This is a genomic window from Fibrobacter sp. UWH5, from assembly GCF_900142505.1.
Taxonomy (GTDB): Bacteria; Fibrobacterota; Fibrobacteria; order Fibrobacterales; family Fibrobacteraceae; genus Fibrobacter.
In genome coordinates, this window is record NZ_FRBB01000007.1 from 129,592 (window position 1) to 151,022 (window position 21,431).

16 protein-coding genes and 1 pseudogene are annotated in these 21,431 nt (G+C 51.5%); 3 read left to right on the top strand and 14 right to left on the bottom strand.

Annotated features, from left to right (window positions below):
- Window positions 1-51: 51 nt before the first annotated feature.
- From BUB38_RS08135 to BUB38_RS08165, 7 genes are all read right to left on the bottom strand, one after another.
- Entirely contained in the window at window positions 52-1,839 is a 1,788-nt protein-coding gene (locus tag BUB38_RS08135; protein WP_073159387.1) for an FISUMP domain-containing protein, read from the bottom strand.
- 208 nt (window positions 1,840-2,047) lie between these two features.
- Window positions 2,048-3,016: a porphobilinogen synthase gene (gene hemB / locus BUB38_RS08140; RefSeq protein WP_073159389.1), complete on the bottom strand. Its 969-nt coding sequence runs from the start codon at window positions 3,014-3,016 to the stop codon at window positions 2,048-2,050.
- An 86-nt stretch (window positions 3,017-3,102) separates the two neighbouring features.
- Complete coding sequence (locus tag BUB38_RS08145) at window positions 3,103-3,990, bottom strand: NAD(P)-dependent oxidoreductase (protein WP_073159391.1); 888 nt, start codon at window positions 3,988-3,990, stop codon at window positions 3,103-3,105.
- Window positions 3,987-5,663: a uroporphyrinogen-III C-methyltransferase gene (gene cobA / locus BUB38_RS08150; protein WP_073159393.1), complete on the bottom strand. Its 1,677-nt coding sequence runs from the start codon at window positions 5,661-5,663 to the stop codon at window positions 3,987-3,989. Before cobA ends, BUB38_RS08145 begins: the two co-directional genes overlap by 4 nt.
- A 45-nt stretch (window positions 5,664-5,708) precedes the next feature.
- Window positions 5,709-6,710: a hydroxymethylbilane synthase gene (gene hemC, locus BUB38_RS08155; protein ID WP_073159442.1), complete on the bottom strand. Its 1,002-nt coding sequence runs from the start codon at window positions 6,708-6,710 to the stop codon at window positions 5,709-5,711.
- A 32-nt stretch (window positions 6,711-6,742) separates the two neighbouring features.
- Window positions 6,743-7,969: a glutamyl-tRNA reductase gene (hemA, locus tag BUB38_RS08160; protein ID WP_073159395.1), complete on the bottom strand. Its 1,227-nt coding sequence runs from the start codon at window positions 7,967-7,969 to the stop codon at window positions 6,743-6,745.
- 30 nt (window positions 7,970-7,999) lie between these two features.
- The gene (locus BUB38_RS08165; RefSeq protein WP_170932250.1) at window positions 8,000-9,238 is read right to left on the bottom strand and encodes a CotH kinase family protein; all 1,239 of its coding nucleotides are present in this window, start codon (window positions 9,236-9,238) and stop codon (window positions 8,000-8,002) included.
- 61 nt (window positions 9,239-9,299) lie between these two features.
- Between BUB38_RS08165 and BUB38_RS08170 the strand changes: the two genes are divergently transcribed.
- Window positions 9,300-10,142 (top strand): hypothetical protein, encoded by an 843-nt coding sequence (locus tag BUB38_RS08170; protein WP_158535416.1) that lies wholly within the window; start codon window positions 9,300-9,302, stop codon window positions 10,140-10,142.
- On the opposite strand, the gene BUB38_RS08175 is transcribed toward BUB38_RS08170, so the two are convergent.
- The 7 genes from BUB38_RS08175 to BUB38_RS08205 form a co-directional block, all read right to left on the bottom strand.
- Window positions 10,139-11,203, bottom strand: a complete 1,065-nt coding sequence (locus tag BUB38_RS08175) for an Lrp/AsnC family transcriptional regulator (protein ID WP_073159401.1) — start codon at window positions 11,201-11,203, stop codon at window positions 10,139-10,141. The genes BUB38_RS08170 and BUB38_RS08175 overlap by 4 nt on opposite strands.
- A gap of 73 nt (window positions 11,204-11,276) precedes the next feature.
- Window positions 11,277-12,449, bottom strand: a complete 1,173-nt coding sequence (gene nirJ1, locus BUB38_RS08180) for a putative heme d1 biosynthesis radical SAM protein NirJ1 (protein WP_073159403.1) — start codon at window positions 12,447-12,449, stop codon at window positions 11,277-11,279.
- A gap of 27 nt (window positions 12,450-12,476) precedes the next feature.
- Complete coding sequence (locus BUB38_RS08185) at window positions 12,477-13,085, bottom strand: penicillin-binding protein activator LpoB (RefSeq protein WP_073159405.1); 609 nt, start codon at window positions 13,083-13,085, stop codon at window positions 12,477-12,479.
- A 95-nt stretch (window positions 13,086-13,180) separates the two neighbouring features.
- Window positions 13,181-13,513, bottom strand: a complete 333-nt coding sequence (locus BUB38_RS08190) for a hypothetical protein (RefSeq protein WP_073159407.1) — start codon at window positions 13,511-13,513, stop codon at window positions 13,181-13,183.
- 90 nt (window positions 13,514-13,603) lie between these two features.
- Window positions 13,604-15,520, bottom strand: coding sequence for a tRNA uridine-5-carboxymethylaminomethyl(34) synthesis enzyme MnmG (gene mnmG / locus BUB38_RS08195; RefSeq protein WP_073159409.1), 1,917 nt, complete (start codon window positions 15,518-15,520; stop codon window positions 13,604-13,606).
- Between the two features lie 151 nt (window positions 15,521-15,671).
- Window positions 15,672-16,976, bottom strand: a complete 1,305-nt coding sequence (locus BUB38_RS08200) for an FKBP-type peptidyl-prolyl cis-trans isomerase N-terminal domain-containing protein (protein ID WP_073159411.1) — start codon at window positions 16,974-16,976, stop codon at window positions 15,672-15,674.
- 15 nt (window positions 16,977-16,991) lie between these two features.
- Window positions 16,992-18,686: a proline--tRNA ligase gene (locus tag BUB38_RS08205; protein WP_073159413.1), complete on the bottom strand. Its 1,695-nt coding sequence runs from the start codon at window positions 18,684-18,686 to the stop codon at window positions 16,992-16,994.
- A gap of 123 nt (window positions 18,687-18,809) precedes the next feature.
- Between BUB38_RS08205 and BUB38_RS08210 the strand changes: the two genes are divergently transcribed.
- Both BUB38_RS08210 and BUB38_RS08215 read left to right on the top strand, forming a co-directional pair.
- Window positions 18,810-20,282: a DUF2914 domain-containing protein gene (locus BUB38_RS08210; RefSeq protein ID WP_254794912.1), complete on the top strand. Its 1,473-nt coding sequence runs from the start codon at window positions 18,810-18,812 to the stop codon at window positions 20,280-20,282.
- Between the two features lie 322 nt (window positions 20,283-20,604).
- Window positions 20,605-21,431, top strand: a pseudogene (locus tag BUB38_RS08215) (hypothetical protein); the annotation flags it as partial.

Below are 21,431 nucleotides of genomic sequence, written 5' to 3' on the forward strand. Positions count from 1 at the left end.
TAAAAAAAGCCCGCCGGCACTAAAACCAGCGGGCTTTTGAGAATTAAACAGTTATTCTTTATCCTTTACGCAACGGATGGATATTGCATAAGCTGTCTTAGTTTCAGTAAAAGACATTTTTCCTTTATTAGGGTCATCATCAGCATAGTCAAAAGCCAAGGTGGAATACGTACTTGTTGCCACCGGATTAGCATCAGTCGTCCAGAATGCCGTATACTTGTCAGGATTCCAACAATCGCTCGATCCACAATTACCTGTGGGAACGACACTGAATCCCAGTTCATCAGTTCCGTCCCATGTCGTGGATCTCAAAACTTTGGACGGATCGCCGGTTCCCCCACATGTGGCACGAGCGATTAGATCCTCAAAATCAGCCCTCGACGGCAAACGCCAATCCTCAGGGCAAACACCATTTGCACCGTAATAAAGCAGTTGTACACCGTTAGTATGTACTTTTGTCGTGACGGAAGAAGCACTATATTGAATGTTTTCAGCAAACCATGTCCGATCACCGATGGTCACAGTCTTGTACTCATGATCATCGCGAGTATCGGTATAGGTACCCTTAACAGTCTCTTCACAGGAGGGGGCTGCACCGCTGGAGGTTATCGGAGCGGCCGCGCTGGAGCTGTATTCAAATACTTCCGGTACAGCGCTGGAGCTCGGAACAGATGCGCTAGAGCTAGGAGCAGCTTCGCTAGAATAGGATGCGCTGGAGATTATCGGAGCGACCGCGCTGGAGTAGGCAGGTGCAGCGCTGGAGCTCGGAACAGATGCGCTAGAGCTCGGAGCAGCTTCGCTAGAATAGGATGCGCTGGAGATTATCGGAGCGGCCGCGCTGGAGTAGGCTGGTGCAGCGCTGGAGGTTGCTGTGCTGGAGGCAGTATTTTGAAGAAGTTCATCGTCGTCAAGGCAAATCCATTCTTCCGGATCATAGGGAGTGCTTCCGCACAAGGGCTCTTTGAGATTGACGGAATTGTCACCGCAGATAAGTTTCACGACACCATTGCCTTTGTCACTGATGCTGCAGCTGGCACCATCCTTACCGTCATTCACCACATATTCGGCAGATTCGCCTTCGGCGGTTTCGCAAGTGATGGTCGTCGTCTTCGTGCCATCATTATTTTCGATCTGCGATGCAGAGCAGGAAAGGCCATCTTCGCCCTTATCGCCCTTGTCGCCCTTGTCACCCTTATCGCCCTTGTCACCCTTCAGGCTGGCAAGCCAGTCTTCCAAGGACAATTCGGATTCAGCCAGTTCGAAGGCGCTCTTGCCGTTCCTGAGGGTGTCTAGGACTTCGCCATCGCAGCTAACTTCGATGCCTTCATTAATGATTTCGGCTGTACAGCTGGTGCCGTTGTCGCCATTGTCGCCCTTATCACCCTTGTCACCCTTGTCGCCCTTATCACCGTTCTTGCCGTCTTCGCCGTTCTTGCCGTCTTCGCCGTTCTTGCCGTTTTCGCCATTCTTGCCGTCTTCACCATTCTTGATGGTGCCTACGACTTTGCCATCGCAGCTAACTTCGACGCCGTCATCAACGACCTTGGCAGTACAGCTTGCGCCATTCTTGCCATCCTTGCCGTCCTTACCATCCTTGCCGTCTTCGCCATCCTGGCCCTTCAGGGGAACCCATTCCCCATCAGCACAGAAATACAGGGCAGCGGAATCAGTCACATAGGCCATTGCGCCCTGGTTGCTTTCGCTGCATTCACCAAGCTTCTCGTCAAGAATCGAGACGTTAGATCCTCCGTCAGATACGGTAGATTCATCACCGCAAGCAGACAATCCCAAAATAACAGCAGATGCAACTACTGCATATTTACCAAACTGAGCACTCATACTCACTCCTTTTAAAAAAAGACGCGGTAAATGTAAGAAAAAAAAATGATTTTGTCTACAAAAAGTAAGTTTATTTTTTTTCAGACAAAAAAATTTTTTATTTATTATTTCCTGCATAAAAAAAGAACCCAACGGCTGTTTTTTTTCATTTTATACAAAAAAAACTCCCCTGCAAAAACAGGAGAGTCATTTTTAGACAACAAGCACTCTACCCTAGCAGTCCCTTTTCCAGGATTTCCTTGGCGTGGTAGGTAATGATGATGTCGGCGCCGGCACGCTTGAAGGCAATCATATTTTCGCGGATGATGGAATCTTCGTCGATCCAGCCCATCTTTGCAGCGGCCTTCACCATGGAGTATTCTCCACTGACGTTGTAGACGGCTACGGGGACGTTGCTGATTTCGGCAGCACCGCGAAGCACATCCAAAAAAGCAAGGCCCGGCTTTACCATAACGATATCGGCACCTTCTTCCAAATCCAGTTCCACTTCGTGCATAGCTTCACGGATGTTGCGGACATCCATCTGGTAAGTTTTGCGGTTGCCGAAATGGGGTGCGGAATCGGCGGCATCGCGGAAGGGGCCGTAATAGGCGCTGGCGAACTTAGCGCTGTAACCCATAATGGGAGCGTTGGTAAAACCAGCTTCGTCCAAAGCTTCACGGATGGCGGTAATGTGACCGTCCATCATATCACTGGGGGCCACCATATCTGCGCCAGCAGCAATCTGAGAAACAGCTGTCTTTGCCAGAAGTTCCAAGGTGGGATCGTTATCCACATCGCAATCCTTGATGATTCCGCAGTGGCCGTGGCTCATGTATTCGCAAAGGCAGACGTCGCAAATCACGTAGATTTCCGGGAATCTGGCCTTGATTGCACGGGTGGCGCGCTGAACGATACCATCATCATCATAAGCCTGGGAGCCCATTTCGTCCTTATGGTCGGGAATACCAAACAGCAACACGGACTTCAAGCCCAAAGGTCCAAAGGTTTCAATTTCCTTCAGCAGTTCATCGATGCTGAAGCGGAACTGGTTGGGCATGCTGGGAATTTCTTCTTTGACGCCCTCCCCTTCTACCACGAACATGGGGTAAACGAGGCAATCGGGGCTAACGGAAGTTTCCGCAATCATGTTGCGGATGGTAGTATTCTGACGAAGACGACGAGGACGGATAATCATAGGTTAAAGTTTTAAGGTTAAAGATTAAAGGTATGAGGTTTAATAATCGCGCCGAGGGCGCCTTGTTTTAGCACAAAACTCATTACTCATAGCTCACAGCTTTCTTTTTCAATTTGTTCTAGGTCTTTTTTCCAGTCTGCCTGAATTTTCTGTTTCAACTTTTTGGCAAGGCTGGGGGCGCGGCCCTGGGTGGAAACGGTTACGGTGATGTTTTTACCAAAGTCCATTCGGGCGGGAACAATGAAATCACCGTCCAGGTAATCGCAAGCGTTGTTCACCAGAATGCGGCGGGCTCGCGCATCGTTACTGACTTGTGCATTTACTGCCGGCTGATCCGTACAGATGAATACCATAGAAACAGAACGAAGATCCAGAACATCGTAAGGACGCTCTTCCAGAGTTACAGTCGTAAGAGAATTCTGCGGCACTTCTAGAGTCTTGAACTCAGGATCAATCATGGGTGCCACCACCGTAATGCGAGCTCCTGTAGGAAGCAAGGTCTTTACCTTACGAAGGGCTATGCGGCCACCGCCCACCACCAGCACATTTTTACCTTCCAGATTCATTTCAATAGCGAAAAGGCTGGAATTGGAATGAGCTTGATTTTCCTTTTGTGCTTCGGCGCGATTCGCACGACGAACACCATTGACCACCATATCCGCAAAGCCATCCCATTCTCCCAGGGGTGGCAAAAGCGTCATGGGAATCTGTGGGAAGTCCTTCTGGGCTGCGGCAACAATGGCGGGAATATCACCCTTGGAATGCTGACCGTTCAAAAGCAAGTAAGGCAACAAGGTTACGGATTCCACATCCTCGCGTAAGATAGCACGCAAATCATTATCCAAATCCACAAGGCTAGTACTTGCTATACGAGCGTCAGGCATATCCTTACGAAGGCGGTCAAGAACAGTTTCAAAACCGCGGTAAGCTCCCGGACGGATGCAGTTATGGGCGATAATCAGAACGACTTTCATACGGCGTAGTATTCCGTGATTTTCTTGACCAGGGAATCCATGGAAGTCTCTTCGCTTTCCACAACTTCAAAGTCGTACTTCTTGGCGGTGGCAGAGGTCAGGCGACCAATGGAGAAGGCCAAATGAGGGCGCTGCGCGCTGAGGTTTGAGGCCGCACCTTCGGTGCTTTGAGGTAATTTCAAAGCGTTCATGAAATTTTCCACGGCACTGGAGCTGGCGAATACGACGGCATCAGCACCGGCAACGGCTTCACGCTTCCAGTCGGGCAAGGTGGCCACAGGAAGGGTTTCGTAAACCACCCAACGGGTTGCCTTCGGCAAAAGCTTCAGGATGGTATCGTCGGCAAGATTTCCCTGGAGAAGGAGGATGCGAGATTCGTCAAGACGGGATCCGTCGACGCGCGGCGCTTGCTCAGAATGACATATGGCGGCAAGCAGCTTGCCCAATCCTTCGCCGGTATGATCTTCGGGAACGTAATCACAGCGAATACCCCGTTCCAACAATTTCTTTTCGGTAATCTTCCCAACAGATGCAATCTTCTTGCCGGCAAGGATGCGAATGTCCAGGCCCGCCTTGAAGAGGGCTTCAAAGAAGGAATCTACGCCGTTGGTACTGGTGAATGCGAGGACGTCAAAGTTTGAAAGGTCTGCGAAATCAGCAGCAGTCCCATCCAAAGAACCTACGCGAGGTTCAACACCACGAGTCTCGATCATGGGCGTCTCAATAACTTCGGCTCCGAGAGCCGTCAGGCGGGAAGCGATTCCCCCAGCCTGCTTTGCGGCTCGAGTAATCACCAGACGCTTACCCGAAAGTGGCAAGTTCTTTCGCCAAGCGAGAGACTTGCCCAATTCCACTACGCCACCCATAATGGTAATGGCAGGAGCGGTTACGTTTTCACGAAGGATAGTCTCCCCTGCGGTTTCCAAGGTACACATAACGGTACGCTGGTAGGGGGTTGTTCCCTTTTCGATAAAAGCCAGAGGAGTCTTGGGATCCTTACCGCATTCGATCAGACGGCGAGAAATCATTTCCATATTGGAAATGCCCATCAAGAAAATCAGAGTGCCAGGGCACTTGGCAAGAGCGGGAAAATCGAGACCAGAAATGCTAGATTCTTCAACTCCGCCCTTCGTGCTTCTACCCAAAGGGCATAACCCAACTTGAGAACTAAAGTTCTTAGTTTCGTATAGCTCAGAATGACACGTCTGCATTTCCTGCTTTTCATGGCCGGTAACAATGTGGAAGCTGGTAGCAATTCCACGATGGCTTACAGGAATGCCTGCGTAGGCGGGCACAGAAATGGCACTTGTGATACCGGGAACCACTTCGAATTCCACACCGGCATCAATCAGTTCCAAAGCCTCTTCGCCACCACGACCGAACACAAAGGGATCACCACCTTTCAGGCGGGCGATTACGGCACCAGGCTTTTCCTGGGCAAACTTCACCAACAGTTTATTGATTTCGGATTGCTTAACCTTGTGATGTGTAGGCATCTTGCCTACATCCACCATTTCGGCACTTGCATTACAAAAAGACAAAATTGCCGGAGAAACCAAACGGTCGTACACAACAACATCGGCACGTTCCAAAATGGACTTGCCCTTCAAGGTAAACAGACCCGGATCACCGGGGCCTGCGCCAATCAAATAAACTTTACCAAAATTCTTCATTCCGTATTATAATTTAGAATTTATGGTAGGACGTAAAATCTTTTATTATTCAGCCAGCTGCTTTTTAATGAGTTCCGCAAGGGCAACGCCCAAAGCCTTGGATTCTTCGAGCGTATTGGATTCATTCATGTGGATTTCACGGGACGTTTCAGCACGAAGCAAACGAGAGGAAGATTCGTCCCAATAGATACCGCGAATTTTCAAAGTACGTACATCACCAATTGCGTCTTTTTCAAATTCTGCAAAACTTGCCACAGGGAATTGGCATCCTGCATCCAGAGCCTTCAAGAAAGCCATTTCGGCAACGGCAATACAGAAGGTGGGAACGTGGTTTACGCGGGAGAGGATCGTTTCGACACACAGCTCTTCGGGTTGGCGCAGGGTTTCAATGGCGAGGATGCCCTGGCCGCTGGCAGGGAGCATCTGTTCGGTGCTAAAATATTCAGTCACCTGATCCGTCAACCCCATTCGGTTCAAGCCGGCGGCAGCAAGGACAACACCGTCCAATTCGGCCAGCTTAGAAATGCGGGTCTGGATGTTTCCGCGAATGGGAACGTATTCCAAATCCGGGCGCAAGGCCTTCAGCTGAACGACACGTCGAATGCTACCCGTTCCAACCTTGGCTCCCGCAGGCAGGTCCATAAAGCGGATGCCAGCGACACCCCCGCGGGCCAAAAAAGCGTCACGGGGATCTTCGCGTTTTAACACGGCAGCCAACTTAAACTGGGGAAGCACTTCGGCAGGCATATCCTTCAGGCTATGAATCGCAATGTCAGCGCGCCCTTCCAGAAGAGCCACTTCAAGTTCCTTGATAAAAACGCCCTTGCCTCCAAAACTTGCCAGGGACTTGTCCAGACGACGGTCCCCTTCAGTAGTCATAGAAACCAGTTCGTATGAGAGGCCCGCGCAGTCCCCACCATCGGCGCAATTCCCACCGACCTTTTCGTCAGCGAAAAAACTGCGGTTGGCCGCAACGATTTCATCGGCAGCCTGGGTGGTCTGGGCAAGCGCCAAGGCGCTCTTACGGGTCGCGATTCTTAGCTTCATTACAAAACCTTCTGCTAGATCCTTCGCTACGCTCAGGATGACACGTTGCAAAGGCATTCCAAATACTTCTGAACGTTTTCAGGAGAATTTTTGTCCTTTACCTTATAGAGGTACTCGCTGGCGATTTTCTTGGCGAACCGTTCAAACATCATCTGAATTTTTTCAGATTCCGCAGTTTCCAAATTCGGCAAGGAGCGGAGCAATTTCTCAGATTCCTCGGAAGCCATCCGCATCATCTTTTCGGCCTGGACATTAATAAGCTTGGCCACATCATCCATGCGGTACCACTGCAAAAATTCCTCGATACCTTCCTGAAGGATTTTCTGGGCGGCCTCCAGTTCGATAACGCGGAGGCGGCGGTTTTCATCCACAACTTTCTGCAGTTCATCGACGCAGACATAGGTAACGTCCGGAAGTTCGCCAATAGAGGCTTCACCATTACGGGGGCTTCCCAAGTCGATGACCAAGTGGGACTTTTCCTTTAAGGCGGCAGCGTACTCATCCCTGGTAATAATCGGGTCATGGCAAGCGCTACATAGAATGACCACATCGCACGTTCCAACCACATCGTAGCGGTTTTCAAACGGAACAGGAGTCAACACGTCGGCAAACTTTTCGGCATTAGAAAAAGTGCGGCTGCTGGCAAAAATGTGAGTCGTATATTCCTGAACATACTTCAACATCAGGGAACCCATTTCGCCAAGGCCGATAATGTAGACCGAACGGTTTTCAAGATCGTCAAAAGTCTTAAGGACCTGCTTCATGGCCAAAAAGGGAATGTTGCAGCTAAGCTTGCTCAAATTGGTTTCGGTCTTGATGCGCTTGGTGGTGTGAATGGCACTCTGAAAAAGCTTATTCAGGCTGTTGCCTGTAGCCCCAAGCTGGTGAGCCGTTTCGTAAGCACGATTAATCTGGTTAAGGATCTGGTCCTCCCCCACGGCCACGGAATCCAGGCCCGCACACACGTTCATCACATGATGGGCCACATCGTCACCACACTTCACATAGAAGAACTGTCCGAAGTCTTCAAACTTCTGTCCAACCAATCCGCAAATGTAGCGGACCAGTTCGCCTTCCTCAAGTTCCCTGTCGCTGGCCACGTAAAATTCAGTGCGGTTACAGGTGGCAAGAATCAAAAGTTCATCAAAAGGTTTGCGCTGGAGAGTTTCGGTCTTTATATCCATGGGGATATAGAACTTCTCGCGGACAGCAATATCCGCGACCTTATGACTCATTCCTGCCATGTAGATTTTTCGCATGGCCCAAATGTAGAAAAAACGTTCTGATCTTTAATGTTCTTCAATCCATTCGTACCGTTCTTTCATCCACTTCACCATGGCTTCAACCGCTTCATCGTAAGAATCATACGGTTCCTTCAAAGCCCAGTTTTCGGTATTGCGGATAATGGGCCAACGCTTGTATTCATTGGCAATAGCCTTCTCGATTCCCTTACGGTACAGGGGCACGCTATCGATCAAGTCATAAAAAAGTTCCTTGTGATCTTCCCAGAATTTTTGCGCTTCCAACCGAACGTAATAGTCATTGAAAATTAGACGGTTCCAGCGTTGAGAACGAATGTACCAACCATCGGCAGATTTATTCTGATCATAGGAAGCATTGCCGAAAGCCAGGTCAAAATCCCACAGGGGGCCAAAATGAATCAAGCCTCCCTTCGACCAAGTCATATAAACGCTGCGGGCAAAAGAGCCATCTTCATTCTTTGAATATTCCTGCACCCAATAGTAGCGCAGATAATCTTCCATATCAATCCATTTGCTCATGGTATCAGAATAACCATTGTGACCGCCATGAATAAAAATCTCAAATTCATTCAGGTGTTCCGTCAGCAGCGCTTCTGACTTTTCCGTCATATTCTTGGGCGACTTCACATGGAATGTGTATCCCAAATTCGTGGTCACATAAGGCGGATCCAATTTTTTACTGTCTTCCTTTTCAAACAAAAAGGTAGAATCGTTCTCTTCGATGTTCACCCGGTTCTTGCCCACCTTTACGGTTTCAGAAAAAAGGTAGAGGCCCATATATTTGCGATTTAGATAAAGCTCTACAAATTGCATCTTGGGAGTATATCTCGCCCCAAGCCATTCCGAAATTCTGGACATCATAAAATTCCGCAAATGAGTCTTGTCCCCATAATTGGCGATCAGGGCCCAGTCCCTATTCTTGGGCATGCCGAACATTTTTACCTTGTCTTCAAATTCCAGTTTCAACCCGTACTTGGGCATCTTGGCGCTTGAATTTCCGCGGCCACGAACAGTCAGCTTATAGACACCGCTAACCGGAGCCGAGTCGCCATAAATCTGGAGCCGCGACGGGAATTCCGTTTCAACATCCCGGATCTGAGAAAAATTTTCGGTCTCGATAACCACACGGGGAATACCCGCATAAGGGTACTGCGAATCATCAATGGGCAAGTAACCCATTTCGTCATCCGTTCCATCATAAACACAACCGCCAAACAACAAGGCGATCAAAAGGAACATCAAACTTTTTACGAAAGACAACCGCATACGACATTTCAAAATTACAACATAAATCATCATTTGTTTAAATCTTTGATATATTTGGAGCATGATGCGAGGGACTTCCATTTTAATGTTGTTGGGCGCGGCCGCCATGGCCTACGCAACCGAAGTCCTGCACCCTATTTTACCCCCAAGCACCTGGGCCTCTGTAGAAGGAGCCGTCGATCTAGACGAAGACATCTACAGTGCCGACATGAATGTCTCTGCCGAGTTCGCCCTTCCTATGACCGGTGGCAAGGCCAGCCTTTATGTTGACGGAGCCTTCCGCTTCTTGAGCTTCAGCTACGAATATTCGACCAAGGGGTACGTCCACAATTACTGCAACCTTCACGTAAACGGTTTTAACGAAACCTACGTAGGCGCCAAGTTCATGCCCTTCGTCAACGAAGAAGCCGACATTCTGAAAGGTGCCGGCCTGAACGTCGGCTGGCGATTCCCTCCAGGAGAAGGTTCCCAGCGGAACCGATTCCACCGTCTGAACATAGAGCCCTTCTACGCGTTCAAGTTTACGCAAAGATTGATTTTGGGGACCGCATTCAGGTACAACAGATTTTTTGAAAAGAACGACTTCGCCCCAGGTGACGAAGTCGGCTTCAAGGCATCTCTGGCATGGAAATTCTGGTGGAACGAAAGCACACAGAGTGGCTGGATTTTTGACCAGGTGTTCCTATACCAGAACCGAATCCACGAATCCGAAAACCTGCACATGGACAAGCCCTACCGCAAAATGAAGGACGACTTCCATGGTTACAAGATGCGATTCGACCTTTCCAGAAGGTTCAGCGCCCTCCCCATTAGCCTAGGTCTCAATTACGAAATTCACGAAGGCACCCTCTTCGGTTTCGAGACGGGTCATCGCATCGGCATCTTCCTGAAAGCAGGAATCTAGAAGTACTTATAGCTGGTCTTCTTAAGTTCGCGTACAGAATGCAGTACCGCAAACTGAGGATTGCCAAGAGCCGCCACAGCCTCGTTCACAAAACGCAGAAGTTCTTCGCTTGTAGAAGCATGGAACATGGCATAAACATTATAGGGGAACCCCTCAAACGGAGGGCGTTCATAGCAATGGGACACATGAGGATTCGCCGCGAGAACCGCACCGGCAGCAGACCCATCAGCCACATCAAAACAAACCATGGCATTGCACGGGAAGCCGGCATCCTGATGGCGAAGTACGGCCCCGAATCGGCGCATACGCCTGGACGTCAGGTCAGAACAAGCATCCTGTAAAAGATCCGCCAGAGACTTCGTCCCGCTAATGACATCCGCGAAAAGTTCGTTAAACGGAGTCAGGGAATGAGGCAAATCTCCACTCAGCAACCGGATGCGGGTTCGGTCAGAAACAGACAACGCCGAAACGTTCAAGGCATTCGCCGAACTTACCGAGTTCATCGCGCTAGCCGAAGGTTCGCCCTGCTTTGCCGAAGTCCTGGAACGCCGAGACATGACCGTGTTGATCTTGAACATCTTGCGGGCCGGCATGGAATGAACATCGTGCAGAGCGGTCACCCCGCAAAGTTTATCGATTACAGCCTGCAAAGCCAATTCACTTTCGGCAATGACCGTAAACCACACATTATACTGGTGAGACCTGACGTAATTGTGGGTAATGGCAGGAATTTCCATAACCGCAGCAGCAAACTGTTCCAGGGCAGAATCGTCAGTGGCACCAGTCGCCACGCTAGGAACCTTGCCGGCACACAGGCGGCTTACCAGACCAAGTCGTTTTGTATCGTACACACCGCCAAGTCGACGGATAACGCCAGATGAACGAAGGGATTCAACCACATCAAATACAAGCTGTTCCGTAGTATGCAAATGTTGAGCATCATCCGCATGCTGCAACACGGCTTCGCGATTCAGCATATCGGCCAAGGCAGCATAAGGACGTTCCACAATGGGGAATCCGTCCTGGATGATGTCAAGGATTTGCTGTTCTAATTCAGTCATAATATAGTGGTTAGTAAGCAGTGGTTAGTAAACAGGTTTATAATCCTAATCACTAACCACTAATCACTGTTGACTAGATAACCACTTCGTCGTCGTTCAGGTAGCAGGCCGGGTCCATTTCCCAGAAGTCACCTGTAACAGCTTCGGCGCGGGTACGGAAGTTACCGTTGCAAAGGTTCAGGAAGGCGCACTTGGGGCAGCGACCCTTAAGCAGCGGCTTACGGTTCTTGAGGCCCGCCATAATGGGATTGGATTCGTCGGTCCAGATATCGCCGAACTTGCGTTCGCGAACATTGCCCAGGGTAATGTACTGGGTGAACTGGTCGGGATGAACGTTACCGATACTGTCGATGTTACCGAAAGCCATACCGCTACGGTTACCGCCATTGCTCTGGATCAGTTCCAGAATCTTCTTGGCGCGTTCCGGATCTTCGCGCTTCATGCGCTGGTACAGATACACGGCGTCGGCGTGATTGTCGACAGTCAGAATTTCCTTATTGAGACCACGCTTCTTAAAATCAAGAACGCGGTCGATAATCAAGTCCATGACTTCACGGCTTTCTTCGTGGCTCAGGTCATGGTCAACAATGCCGCTGCCACGGCCGCTATAGACCAGGTGGTAGAAGCAGGCACGATCGATGTTTTCGGCTTCGATCAAATCGAAGATGGAATTCAGGTCGCGGAAATTGTCCTTGGTAATGGTAAAGCGGAGGCCCACCTTCTGACCGGTAGCCACACAGTTACGAATGCCGCGGATGGCAAGCTTATAGGCGCCCTCTTTACCGCGGAACTTGTCATGGGTAGACTCGTTACCATCAAGGCTAATACCAACATAGCCCACCCCCATGGCCTTCAGCTTTTCGGCCACTTCGGGAGTGATGCATGTACCGTTGGTAGAAATTGTAGGGCGAATGCCCTTGCTGGCCGCATAGTTGGCCAGTTCAAAAAAGTCGGGGCGAAGCAGAGGTTCGCCACCGCTGAACAAGATCACAGGAACCTTGAATTCAGCCAGCTGATCGATAAGTGCCAGACCTTCTTCGTGGGTCAGTTCGTTCTGATACTTGATGGCTTCAGAACGGGCATAGCAGTGTACGCACTTCAGGTTGCAGGTCTTGGTGCAGTTCCAAACCACCACCGGGCCGCGGCCTTCAGAAACTCCGTTCTTGGCTTCGTGAGCCTTGGGAGTATAGCGCAACTGGTCCCCATAATTGGGGGAATCCATCAAAAGCTTGGTAATACTGATCATCGTGAATTCTCGGTTCCTAAGGTCAAATTACATCTTCACAGAATCCTGGGAGACGAACTTCTTGATCTTCTTGTCGCCAATCCAGAGCTTCTTGTGAGACTGGAGGTCGGTGAGTTCCATATCAACCTGGTAGAAGATAACGGACTTGCCACCTTCCTGGTCGACGATGGTGTTGATGGTGCCGGTGAGCATCCAGTCGGCGCCCTGTTCCATGCCCAGTTCCTTGGCGGTTTCTTCGGTAGCGTTGCCGCGCTGGTCCATAACTTCCTGGCGGAGTTCTGCGCGTTCGTCGGAGTTGGCAACGAAGTCAACAGCACCGGAGTTCAGCAGGGCACGTTCCATGTCCTTGGTAAAGGTTTCGACACTGATATGTTCGTGGCTCTTGTTCTTGACCTTGCCGATTACGACAGTGGGAGTACGATCCATAGACTTGATGAGACGGTCGATCTTTGCGCTAGAAAGGCAGCTAGAGATCATTTCGTCAGCCACCAGGCGGGAATCGGTGTCGTTCCACTTGCCAGACAGGTCAGTAGTGGAATTTTCGTCGATACGGGTAACGGACTTGCCACCACCGCTGCTGCAAGCAACAAAGCAAAGGCTGCAACCAACGGCGAGAAGAGCGAACAGTTTACGCATAATTATCTCCTTTTAGATTTTATGACCCATATATAGAAAAAATACCCCCATCCGAGGACAGGGGCACTTTCAAGATTTTTTGAGATTCAGAAGAATTACTTATCAGCGAACTTCTTGGAAGCTTCAGCAACCTTCGGGTCCTTCTGAGCGTCCTTGATCTTCTGCTTGATACCATCTTCGATCTGCTTCTTCAGCTTTGCAGCGAGAGCCGGGAAACGATCTTCAAGAGAGTCGCTGAATACCTTGGGAGCCTTAGGAGCGGCCGGCTTGCCACCGAACTTACCACCCTTCTTGTTGAACGGGCGCTTGCCACCCTTACGGGGAGCCTTCTTCTTATCGGCAGCCTTAACTTCTTCCTTAGCTTCTACCTTAACTTCTGCAGCTTCTGCAGCTTCAACCTTAACTTCTTCGACTTTTTCTTCTGCCATGATATACCTCTTGAAAATATTGTTAATTGTCGGGCCAAATGTAGTAATTTTTTGATTTTTAGCAAAGATTGTAAAGCAAAAAATCCCTCTTTAGGCGTAGCGATTCTCCAACCAGTGGGCCAAAACCGTAATATCGGCCGGTCGGACCCCCGGAATTCGGCTTGCCTGGCCCAATGTGAGGGGCTTCTGGGCGTTCAGGCGCTGACGACTTTCGATACTGATGGCCGAAATCTGCATGAAATCCAGGTCCGGAGACAGCTTTACAGATTCCATCTTCTTCTGGTCGTCGATTTCTCGGGCCTGACGGTCGAAGAAACCGGCATAAATCTCTTCGGCATACATATACCACTGGTCGCGGCGGGAAATGTTCAAATCGGGAGTAGCCACCTTGAAGAACACTTCAGGGTCGATGCCGGGGCGGCGCAAAACGTTAATCCAGCGGGTACGTTCCGTTGCCAGGGCCTGACCACCTTCGGCCAGAATGCTGTTTGCCTCTTCGGGGAGGGCGCTGGTAGTTGCAAGACGTTCCTTTACAGTAGCCATCAGTTCCTGACGGCGGACCCAGTCGGCAAAGTCGGATTCCGACAGCATGCCGATCTTGCGGGCCTTTTCCTTGAGGCGGGCTTCGGCGTTATCGCTGCGGAGGAACAGACGGTATTCGGCACGGCTGGTAAACATACGGTAGGGTTCGTCCAGCAGAACGTTCACCAGGTCATCCACCATGACGCCCAGGTAGCTTTCGGAGCGGCCCAGAATCAGAGGTTCTTCGCCTTTAACTTTAAGGGCAGCATTAATACCAGCCATCAAACCCTGGCCAGCAGCCTCTTCGTAACCGCTGGTGCCACAAACCTGGCCGGCAAAATAGAGGCCGGGCACCTTCTTGCATTCAAAGGTGGGGTAAAGCTGGGTCGCATCTACGGAATCATACTCAACCGCATAACCGATCTGCAGCACCTTGGCGCGGGTCAAACCGGGAATGGTATGAATGGCCTGGAGCTGAATATCCGCCGGCAGACTGGAGCTGAAACCGTTGATATACACTCGACCAATATCGGCCTGTTCCGGTTCCAGGAACAGCTGGTGGCCATCACGGTCGCCAAAGCGGTTGATCTTGTCTTCGATACTGGGGCAATAGCGGGGGCCCTTGCCGTGGATACGTCCACTGAACATGGGGCTATCCTTAAAGCCGCTACGCAGAATATCGTGAGTCTTTATGTTGGTGCGGGTAATCCAGCAGACGCAATCGTTGCGGACAAAGCTGTTCTTGGGGTCGCCCCAGAAGTAGTTCGCATCGCGGCCGGGAACGGCATTGTCCAAGTGGCGGTCGCTCATGGGCCACGGGGAATCGTCACCACGCTGCACTTCGCATTCGTTAAAGTCGATGGAATCCGGATCCAGGCGGCTAGGCGTACCCGTCTTAAGGCGACGGAGCTGCACCCCTTCGCGGGCCAGGCATTCCGAAAGCTTGTCGGAACTAGGCTCCCCGACTCGCCCACCGATGCTGGTATCCAGACCGGTAAACATCTTAGAAGCCAGGAAGGTTCCGCTCGTCACCACGATAGACTTGGTAATGTAACGCTTGCCGTCCAGCAAGGTCAATTCCAGGCGGCCATCAGCCATACGTTCAAAGGCAGCCAGTTCCCCTTCGATTACATCCAGCCCCGGGAGGTTCGTAATCACTTCCTTCGCCACTTCGCTATAATACTTCATGTCGCACTGGGCGCGGGGTCCCCAAACGGCAGGCCCCTTGCTCATGTTCAACATGCGGAACTGAATACCGGCCTTATCGGTCAGCAAGCCCATCAGGCCACCCAAGGCATCGATATCGCGAACGATCTGGCCCTTGGCCACACCGCCCACAGCCGGGTTGCAACTCATGCGACCGATGGCATCAATTTCCATAGTCAGCATGGCCGTCTTTACGCCAAGTTTCCAGGCAGCATGCGTGGCCTCGATACCGGCATGACCGCCACCAATCACAACAACGTCGTATTCAGCAATAATCATAGGTTAGGATAAAGCGGATAGCAGAAAGGATAAGGGTTAAAGCGAGATTAAAGCGGAAAGGATAAAGCGGAAAGGATAAAGGTTAAAGAATCGAGCTCATTAGAACCAGCCAAATCCTTTAACCTTTAATCTTTAACCTTTAAACTCTAAACTACTTAGCTGCGGGAGCAGGTGCTGCAGGAGCGGCAGGTGCTTCAGCCGGAGCTTCGGCAGCCTTGGGAGCTTCGACAGTCCAGACAACCGGAGTGCCCTTCAGCAAGGCAGCGATTTCGGTCTTCAAAGTTTCCTTTTCGCTTTCGAAGGAACCGTACAGCTTGTAGGTACCATCCGGGTTCACCAGGTAGACCTTGGGAACGTAGCCATCGCTATAGAGTTCGCCGAATTCGCGGGTTTCATCCCACACAACGTTAATGGTTTCGTCCCACTTGGCGTTGTCCATGAACTTACGGATGCCAACCTTGTTGTTTCCGCCGCTAGCAACAGCCAGGGTGGTCAGGCCGGTAGAAGCAAATTCCTTGGCGATGTCGAGAATCTGGGGAGCAGCGTGCTGGCAGTGGCCGCAAGTTGCAGAGAAGTAGAACACCAGGGCAGACTTGCCGGCGATGTCAGAAAGGTCGGTAGACTTACCGGTAACACCAGTTACAGGAACCTTGTAGTTCATGAGCTTGGGCATGCCGTTAGCGAGAGTATCGCCACGGAGTTCAGCCACGGCAGCCTTCACCTTTTCCTGTTCTTCCTGCTGCTTCTTCATGGCTGCCTGACGGAGTTCCTGAGCCTTCTGCTGGTAGCGCTGGCCCACTGCAGCCAGAGAATCCTGGGGCAGCTGGAGGGTAAGGGTCGAGTCCTTCACCTTGGCGGCAGCTTCCTTGATACCGAGAATGAAGTAGTCTTCGTCAAGAGAAGTATCGAACTGGCCACCAATAGCGTTCAGCTGGTTACCGAACTGCATACCGATCAGGTAAGAGAACTTGGCATTGTCGCTGGACTGTGCGTTAATGGTAACGTTAGCACCGGTAGAAGCCTGGGCTGCAACAACAGGCAGGGCGTTGGTTGCAGAATCCATCCAGGCACGCATCTTCTGCTGGTCGCCTTCGAAAGAAGCGAAGGTTGCGCTATCCGGGCGGGTTGCCTGGGCACGGTTACGGGCGATAGCTGTGTAACGGCCACCCACTGCCTGCAGGGAATCATCGGTCATCTGCGGCTTGAAGCTGGTATCCTTAGAAGCCTTCACCATGTCGCGTACGCCCTGGACCACAGCGTCCATGTACAGTTCTTCGCCCATCTGGCGAGGAATGAAGGTAGCGTTCTGACCACCAAACTGAGCACCAAGCATATAGGCGAACTTCTGGTCGTCGGTAGAATTGGCATCGATGGCAACAACCTTCTTGGCAGCCTGTTCATTACAGGCAACCAGAGCGAGGGCTGCGGCACCCAGAGCAAACTTTTTCATGTTCATTTTGTAATCTCCTAATTATTCAGCAAAATATTCCTTGGCCTTGGCGACAACGTCTTCCACCTTGACCATGGTGAATTCCTTTTCGTTGCGGAACTTCCATTCCACTTCGCCGTTGGCAAGACCCTTCTTGCCGATAGCGATACGGACCGGGGAACCCCACAGGTCAGCATCCTTGAACTTAACGCCCGGACGTTCGTCACGGTCATCCACAAGAACGTCGATGCCATTAGCTTCCAGTTCTGCTTCGAACTTTTCAGCCAGTTCGACCAGTTCCGGTTCCTTGCCGATGGGAACGATTTCCACCTGGAAGGGAGCGATGGACTTGGGCCAGATGGGGCCGAAGTCATCGTGGCTATTTTCAACAACAGAAGCCATCAAGCGGCCAATGCCGATACCGTAGCATCCCATGATTGCGGGAGCGGTGGTCTTTTCGGCAGTAAGATACTTGGCACCCATGGATTCAGAGAACTTGGTACCCAGCTTGAAGATGTTACCCAATTCGATACCGCGGGTTTCGGTCAGTTCTTCGCCGCAGCAGGGGCACTTGCAGCCGCCCTGAGCTTCGGCAATGTCGGCTACTTCGAAAGCCGGGAAGTCGCGCTTGGGGGTGCAGTGCAGCAAGTGGTAGTTTTCTTCGTTTGCGCCCATAACGAGATCGCAAGCGTCAGCCAGAGCTTCGTCAACGATGATGCGGGTGTCGTGTGCGCCGATGGGGCTAGCAAAGCCCGGCACCATGCCGCAAGACTTGATGAGAGCGTCGTCTGCGGGGTAAAGTTCCTTGGCCTTCAGCAGGTTGTGGAGCTTGATTTCGGAAACGTCCAGGTTACCCGGAACCATGACGGTAATGAGCTTGCCTTCGAAGTCGAAGAACACACACTTGGCGGTGGACTTGGGATCGATCTTCAGGAATGCGCTCAGATCCTCGATAGACGGGCAGTGGGGAGTTTCAACCTTTTCGGGCATGGCGTTAGCGTCGCCCTTGTAGGTTTCGCGGGTAAACTTTGCAATTTCACGGTTGGCCTGGTAGCCGCACTTCTTACAGAGGATCAGGTAGTCTTCGCCGTTGGGAGTGTCCAGCATGAATTCGTGGGCAACCTTACCGCCCATGATGCCGGTATCGCTCTGCACCACCACCGGTTCAATGCCTACGCGGCGATAGATGCGGAGGTAGGCGTCATATTCTTCCTGGTAGTGCTTGTCCAGGTCTTCCTGAGAAGAGTGGAAGCTGTAGGCATCCTTCATGAGGAATTCGCGAACGCGGATCAGACCGCCGCGGGCACGGGCTTCGTCGCGGTACTTGGTCTTGAACTGGTACAGCATGAAGGGCAGCTGCTTGTAGCTGTTCAGAACGTAACGGGCCATATCGGTCATGGCTTCTTCGTGGGTCATGGCCAGCACCATGTTGTGGTTGTTACGATCCTTAAAGCGGAGAAGTTCTTCGCCAATGGCCTGGTAACGGCCAGATTCGCTCCACAGGTCTGCGGTCTGAACCACAGGCAGATCCACTTCGATACCGCCAATCTTGTTCATTTCTTCGCGAACAATGTTGGTGATCTTCTGGATCACGCGGAAACCCATGGGCATCATGGAATAGATACCGGTGGAAACGGGCTTGATGTAGCCGCCGCGCATCAGGAAGATGTGGCTGGGCATGGTAGCGTCGCTGGGCGTTTCGCGGAGCGTGACGTAGAAGTACTTAGAGAGTTTCATAACGATCCTTTAAATCCGTATGGACTATAAGACAAATTTTTCGGGCGAAAATTTAGCAATATTACAACAGCTATTTTTTTAAATGTCAGGGTTTGGCACCGCCAATTTTGTATTTTTTCGGCCATGGAATTTATAGATAAAGTTCGCAACAAGCCTTCCGTTCAAAAAATCATGAAGTTTTTCCCGGCAATCGCCTTTTTAGGCGGTTTCGGCTGGGATTCCATTACCCTGGGAATGTCTATCGATGATTCGGACCTGTGGTTTCTGCTGGCCTACTACACCGGCGCCCTGATCCTGGTCATTTTGCTGTCTGCCCGCCTGGAACACCCTGAAGGATGGACCAAGGAGCGCCTGGCAGCCGCTGCCGCCGCACAGCCTGTAAGGCCCGCCGCCAAAAGCACGGCAAAAACCGACAGCAAGGCCGAAGCAAAGGTTGAACCCCCTGCCGAAATCAAGGCAGAAGCCCCCAAGCCCGCAACTGCCGCCAAGGCCGCCCCCACCGGCAAACTGGGCAAGGCCGCCGAAATGGCAGCAGGAGTGGCCGCAAATGCAGCAGGTGTAGCCGCAAACGCCGCGGGAGTTGCCGCCAAGGCAACTGCAAATGCCGCCGCCAACGCCGCAGGAGCTACCGCCCGAGCCGCAGCAAACGCCGCCGGAAAGCTGGCCGACAAGGTGGGCTACGAAAGTACCGCCATCCCCCAGAACGCCATCGTCGTAGAGCACCACTTCCTGGACCGCGAATGGAGTCCCGTCTGGAAGGACCGTTTCACTTGGGCCCTGCAGTTCTTCTTCGGCGGCATGTTCAGCGCCCTGGTGGTCTGCTATTTCAAGAGCAGCGGTTCCATCGCCTCCTTCATCCTCGTTATTTTACTTGCAATTCTCCTGGTCGGAAACGAATTCCTCAAGAAGCATTACGAAAGTTTCGGCTTGAACCTGGCGCTGTTCTGCCTGCTGGGAACCATGTTCATGAACTTCACCATCCCCCATGTGGTTCACCGCATCGGTTTCGGATGGTTCTTCCTCTCTACACTTCTTTCCTTCGGCATCTGTACCGCCATCTGGAAGATTTCCCGCCGTTCCAGGGGCGTCCTGATAGCACCCGCCCTCATCAGCATCCTGCTGGTGGTTGCTTACCTCATGAACTGGGTTCCGCCTGTTCCCCTGGTATTAAAGCAACACATGGCCTGCCAGAATTTTGACAAGGCCACCTACACCTGCGACATAGACGAACCCACCTTCCTGCAAAAGATCGGCCTGGGCACCCCCACCGTCCATAAGCAAGAAGGCAACGAAGTCTACTTCCTGGCCTCGGTTTATGCCCCCGCCAAGCTCAAGGCCGAAATAGAATACCGCTGGTACTACGAAGACCCCACCACCGAAAAGTTCAAGCTGACCGACAAGATCTCTTCGGGCCGCATGGTCATTAACGGTGGCCGCGAAACCGGATTCCGCAGTTTCTCTCGCAAGAAGAACGCGCCCCCCGGCAAATACCGCGTAGAAATCGCCTACAAGAACGGCGCCGTGATTGGCGCAGGTGCGTTCGAGGTCTTTGACGCCACCCCCGAAGACACCTTCGTCCGCGATACCCTGCAGTAATCAACCTGACTCCCCTACATAAATATTGGCTATGTTCTTTCAAAGTGTAGATGTAATATAACTATCTAAAAAACACACCCTATTATAATCTGAGATTTACCTACCTAAAAACTGTATCTTAGATACTTGGTCTAACCTAATCTTTGTTGGGTTAGACCATTTTTTCAGTAAATTCAACATAAAATGGCAGTCCTACACTCTAATAGAACATAGCCTAAAAACAACAAGAAAAAGAACAAGTCTCGCAAGAACAGCTTCAAAATCGAGTCGCTCGAACCGTGCCTCATCAACAATTTCTATCTTCTTTCTTTGGAGTAAAAAAATGAATCGACTGTTACCTTTTGCCCTTGCCCTTGTTGCCGCCACCATGTTCTTTACCGCCTGCGGTGACGACGACAGCAGCAGCTTCGTTGAACCGGAAAAGGAATCCTCGTCTAGCGAAATCCTGAGCAGCGGCGACGAAATTTCCGTGAACTCGAGCGACGACGAAGGCCTCGACGCCGCCTCCAGCAGCGGGAAGACTTCCAAGAATAGCTCCTCGAGCAAGGGAAGCACCGCAAAATCGAGCGACGGCGCAAGCTCCGCGGATGTCACCCTGAGCTCGTCTCAGGGCCGGCTGTCAAGTTCGAGCGTTGCAGCTGGCACCGACCGGGGATCTAGCAGTAGCGGGGCGGCATCGTCGAGCAGCGTCTTTTTGCCCCGCCGTTGCGAGGAGGGCGCCAAGGACACAGTTGTAAAAGAAAATTCAACTGCGTATATGACGTGTAGGGATAACTATTGGCGAACGGATACGATAATTTACCCACCCAAGCCCAAGGTTTACCCGAACATGGACCGCCAATTCGAAAACCCGTACAGCACACTCAGCGAGTTCACGGACCCGCGTGACGGCCAGAAGTACACGACGCTGATACTCCACAAGTATGATTTGAATGGAAAACTTGTGGAAGACGATTCCATCGAGGTTTTCGCGCAGAACCTGAACTACGGCGAGATGGTTGACTCGAGCGTCCACCGGCTGGACGACGGCAAGGTGGAGAAGTACTGCGAGCTAAACGACGAGTGGTTCTGCGAGAACGGCTGGGGCGGCCGCTACACTTGGAGCGAGGCGATGGGGATATCGTCGAAGTACGATTCCGTGCTCTGGAA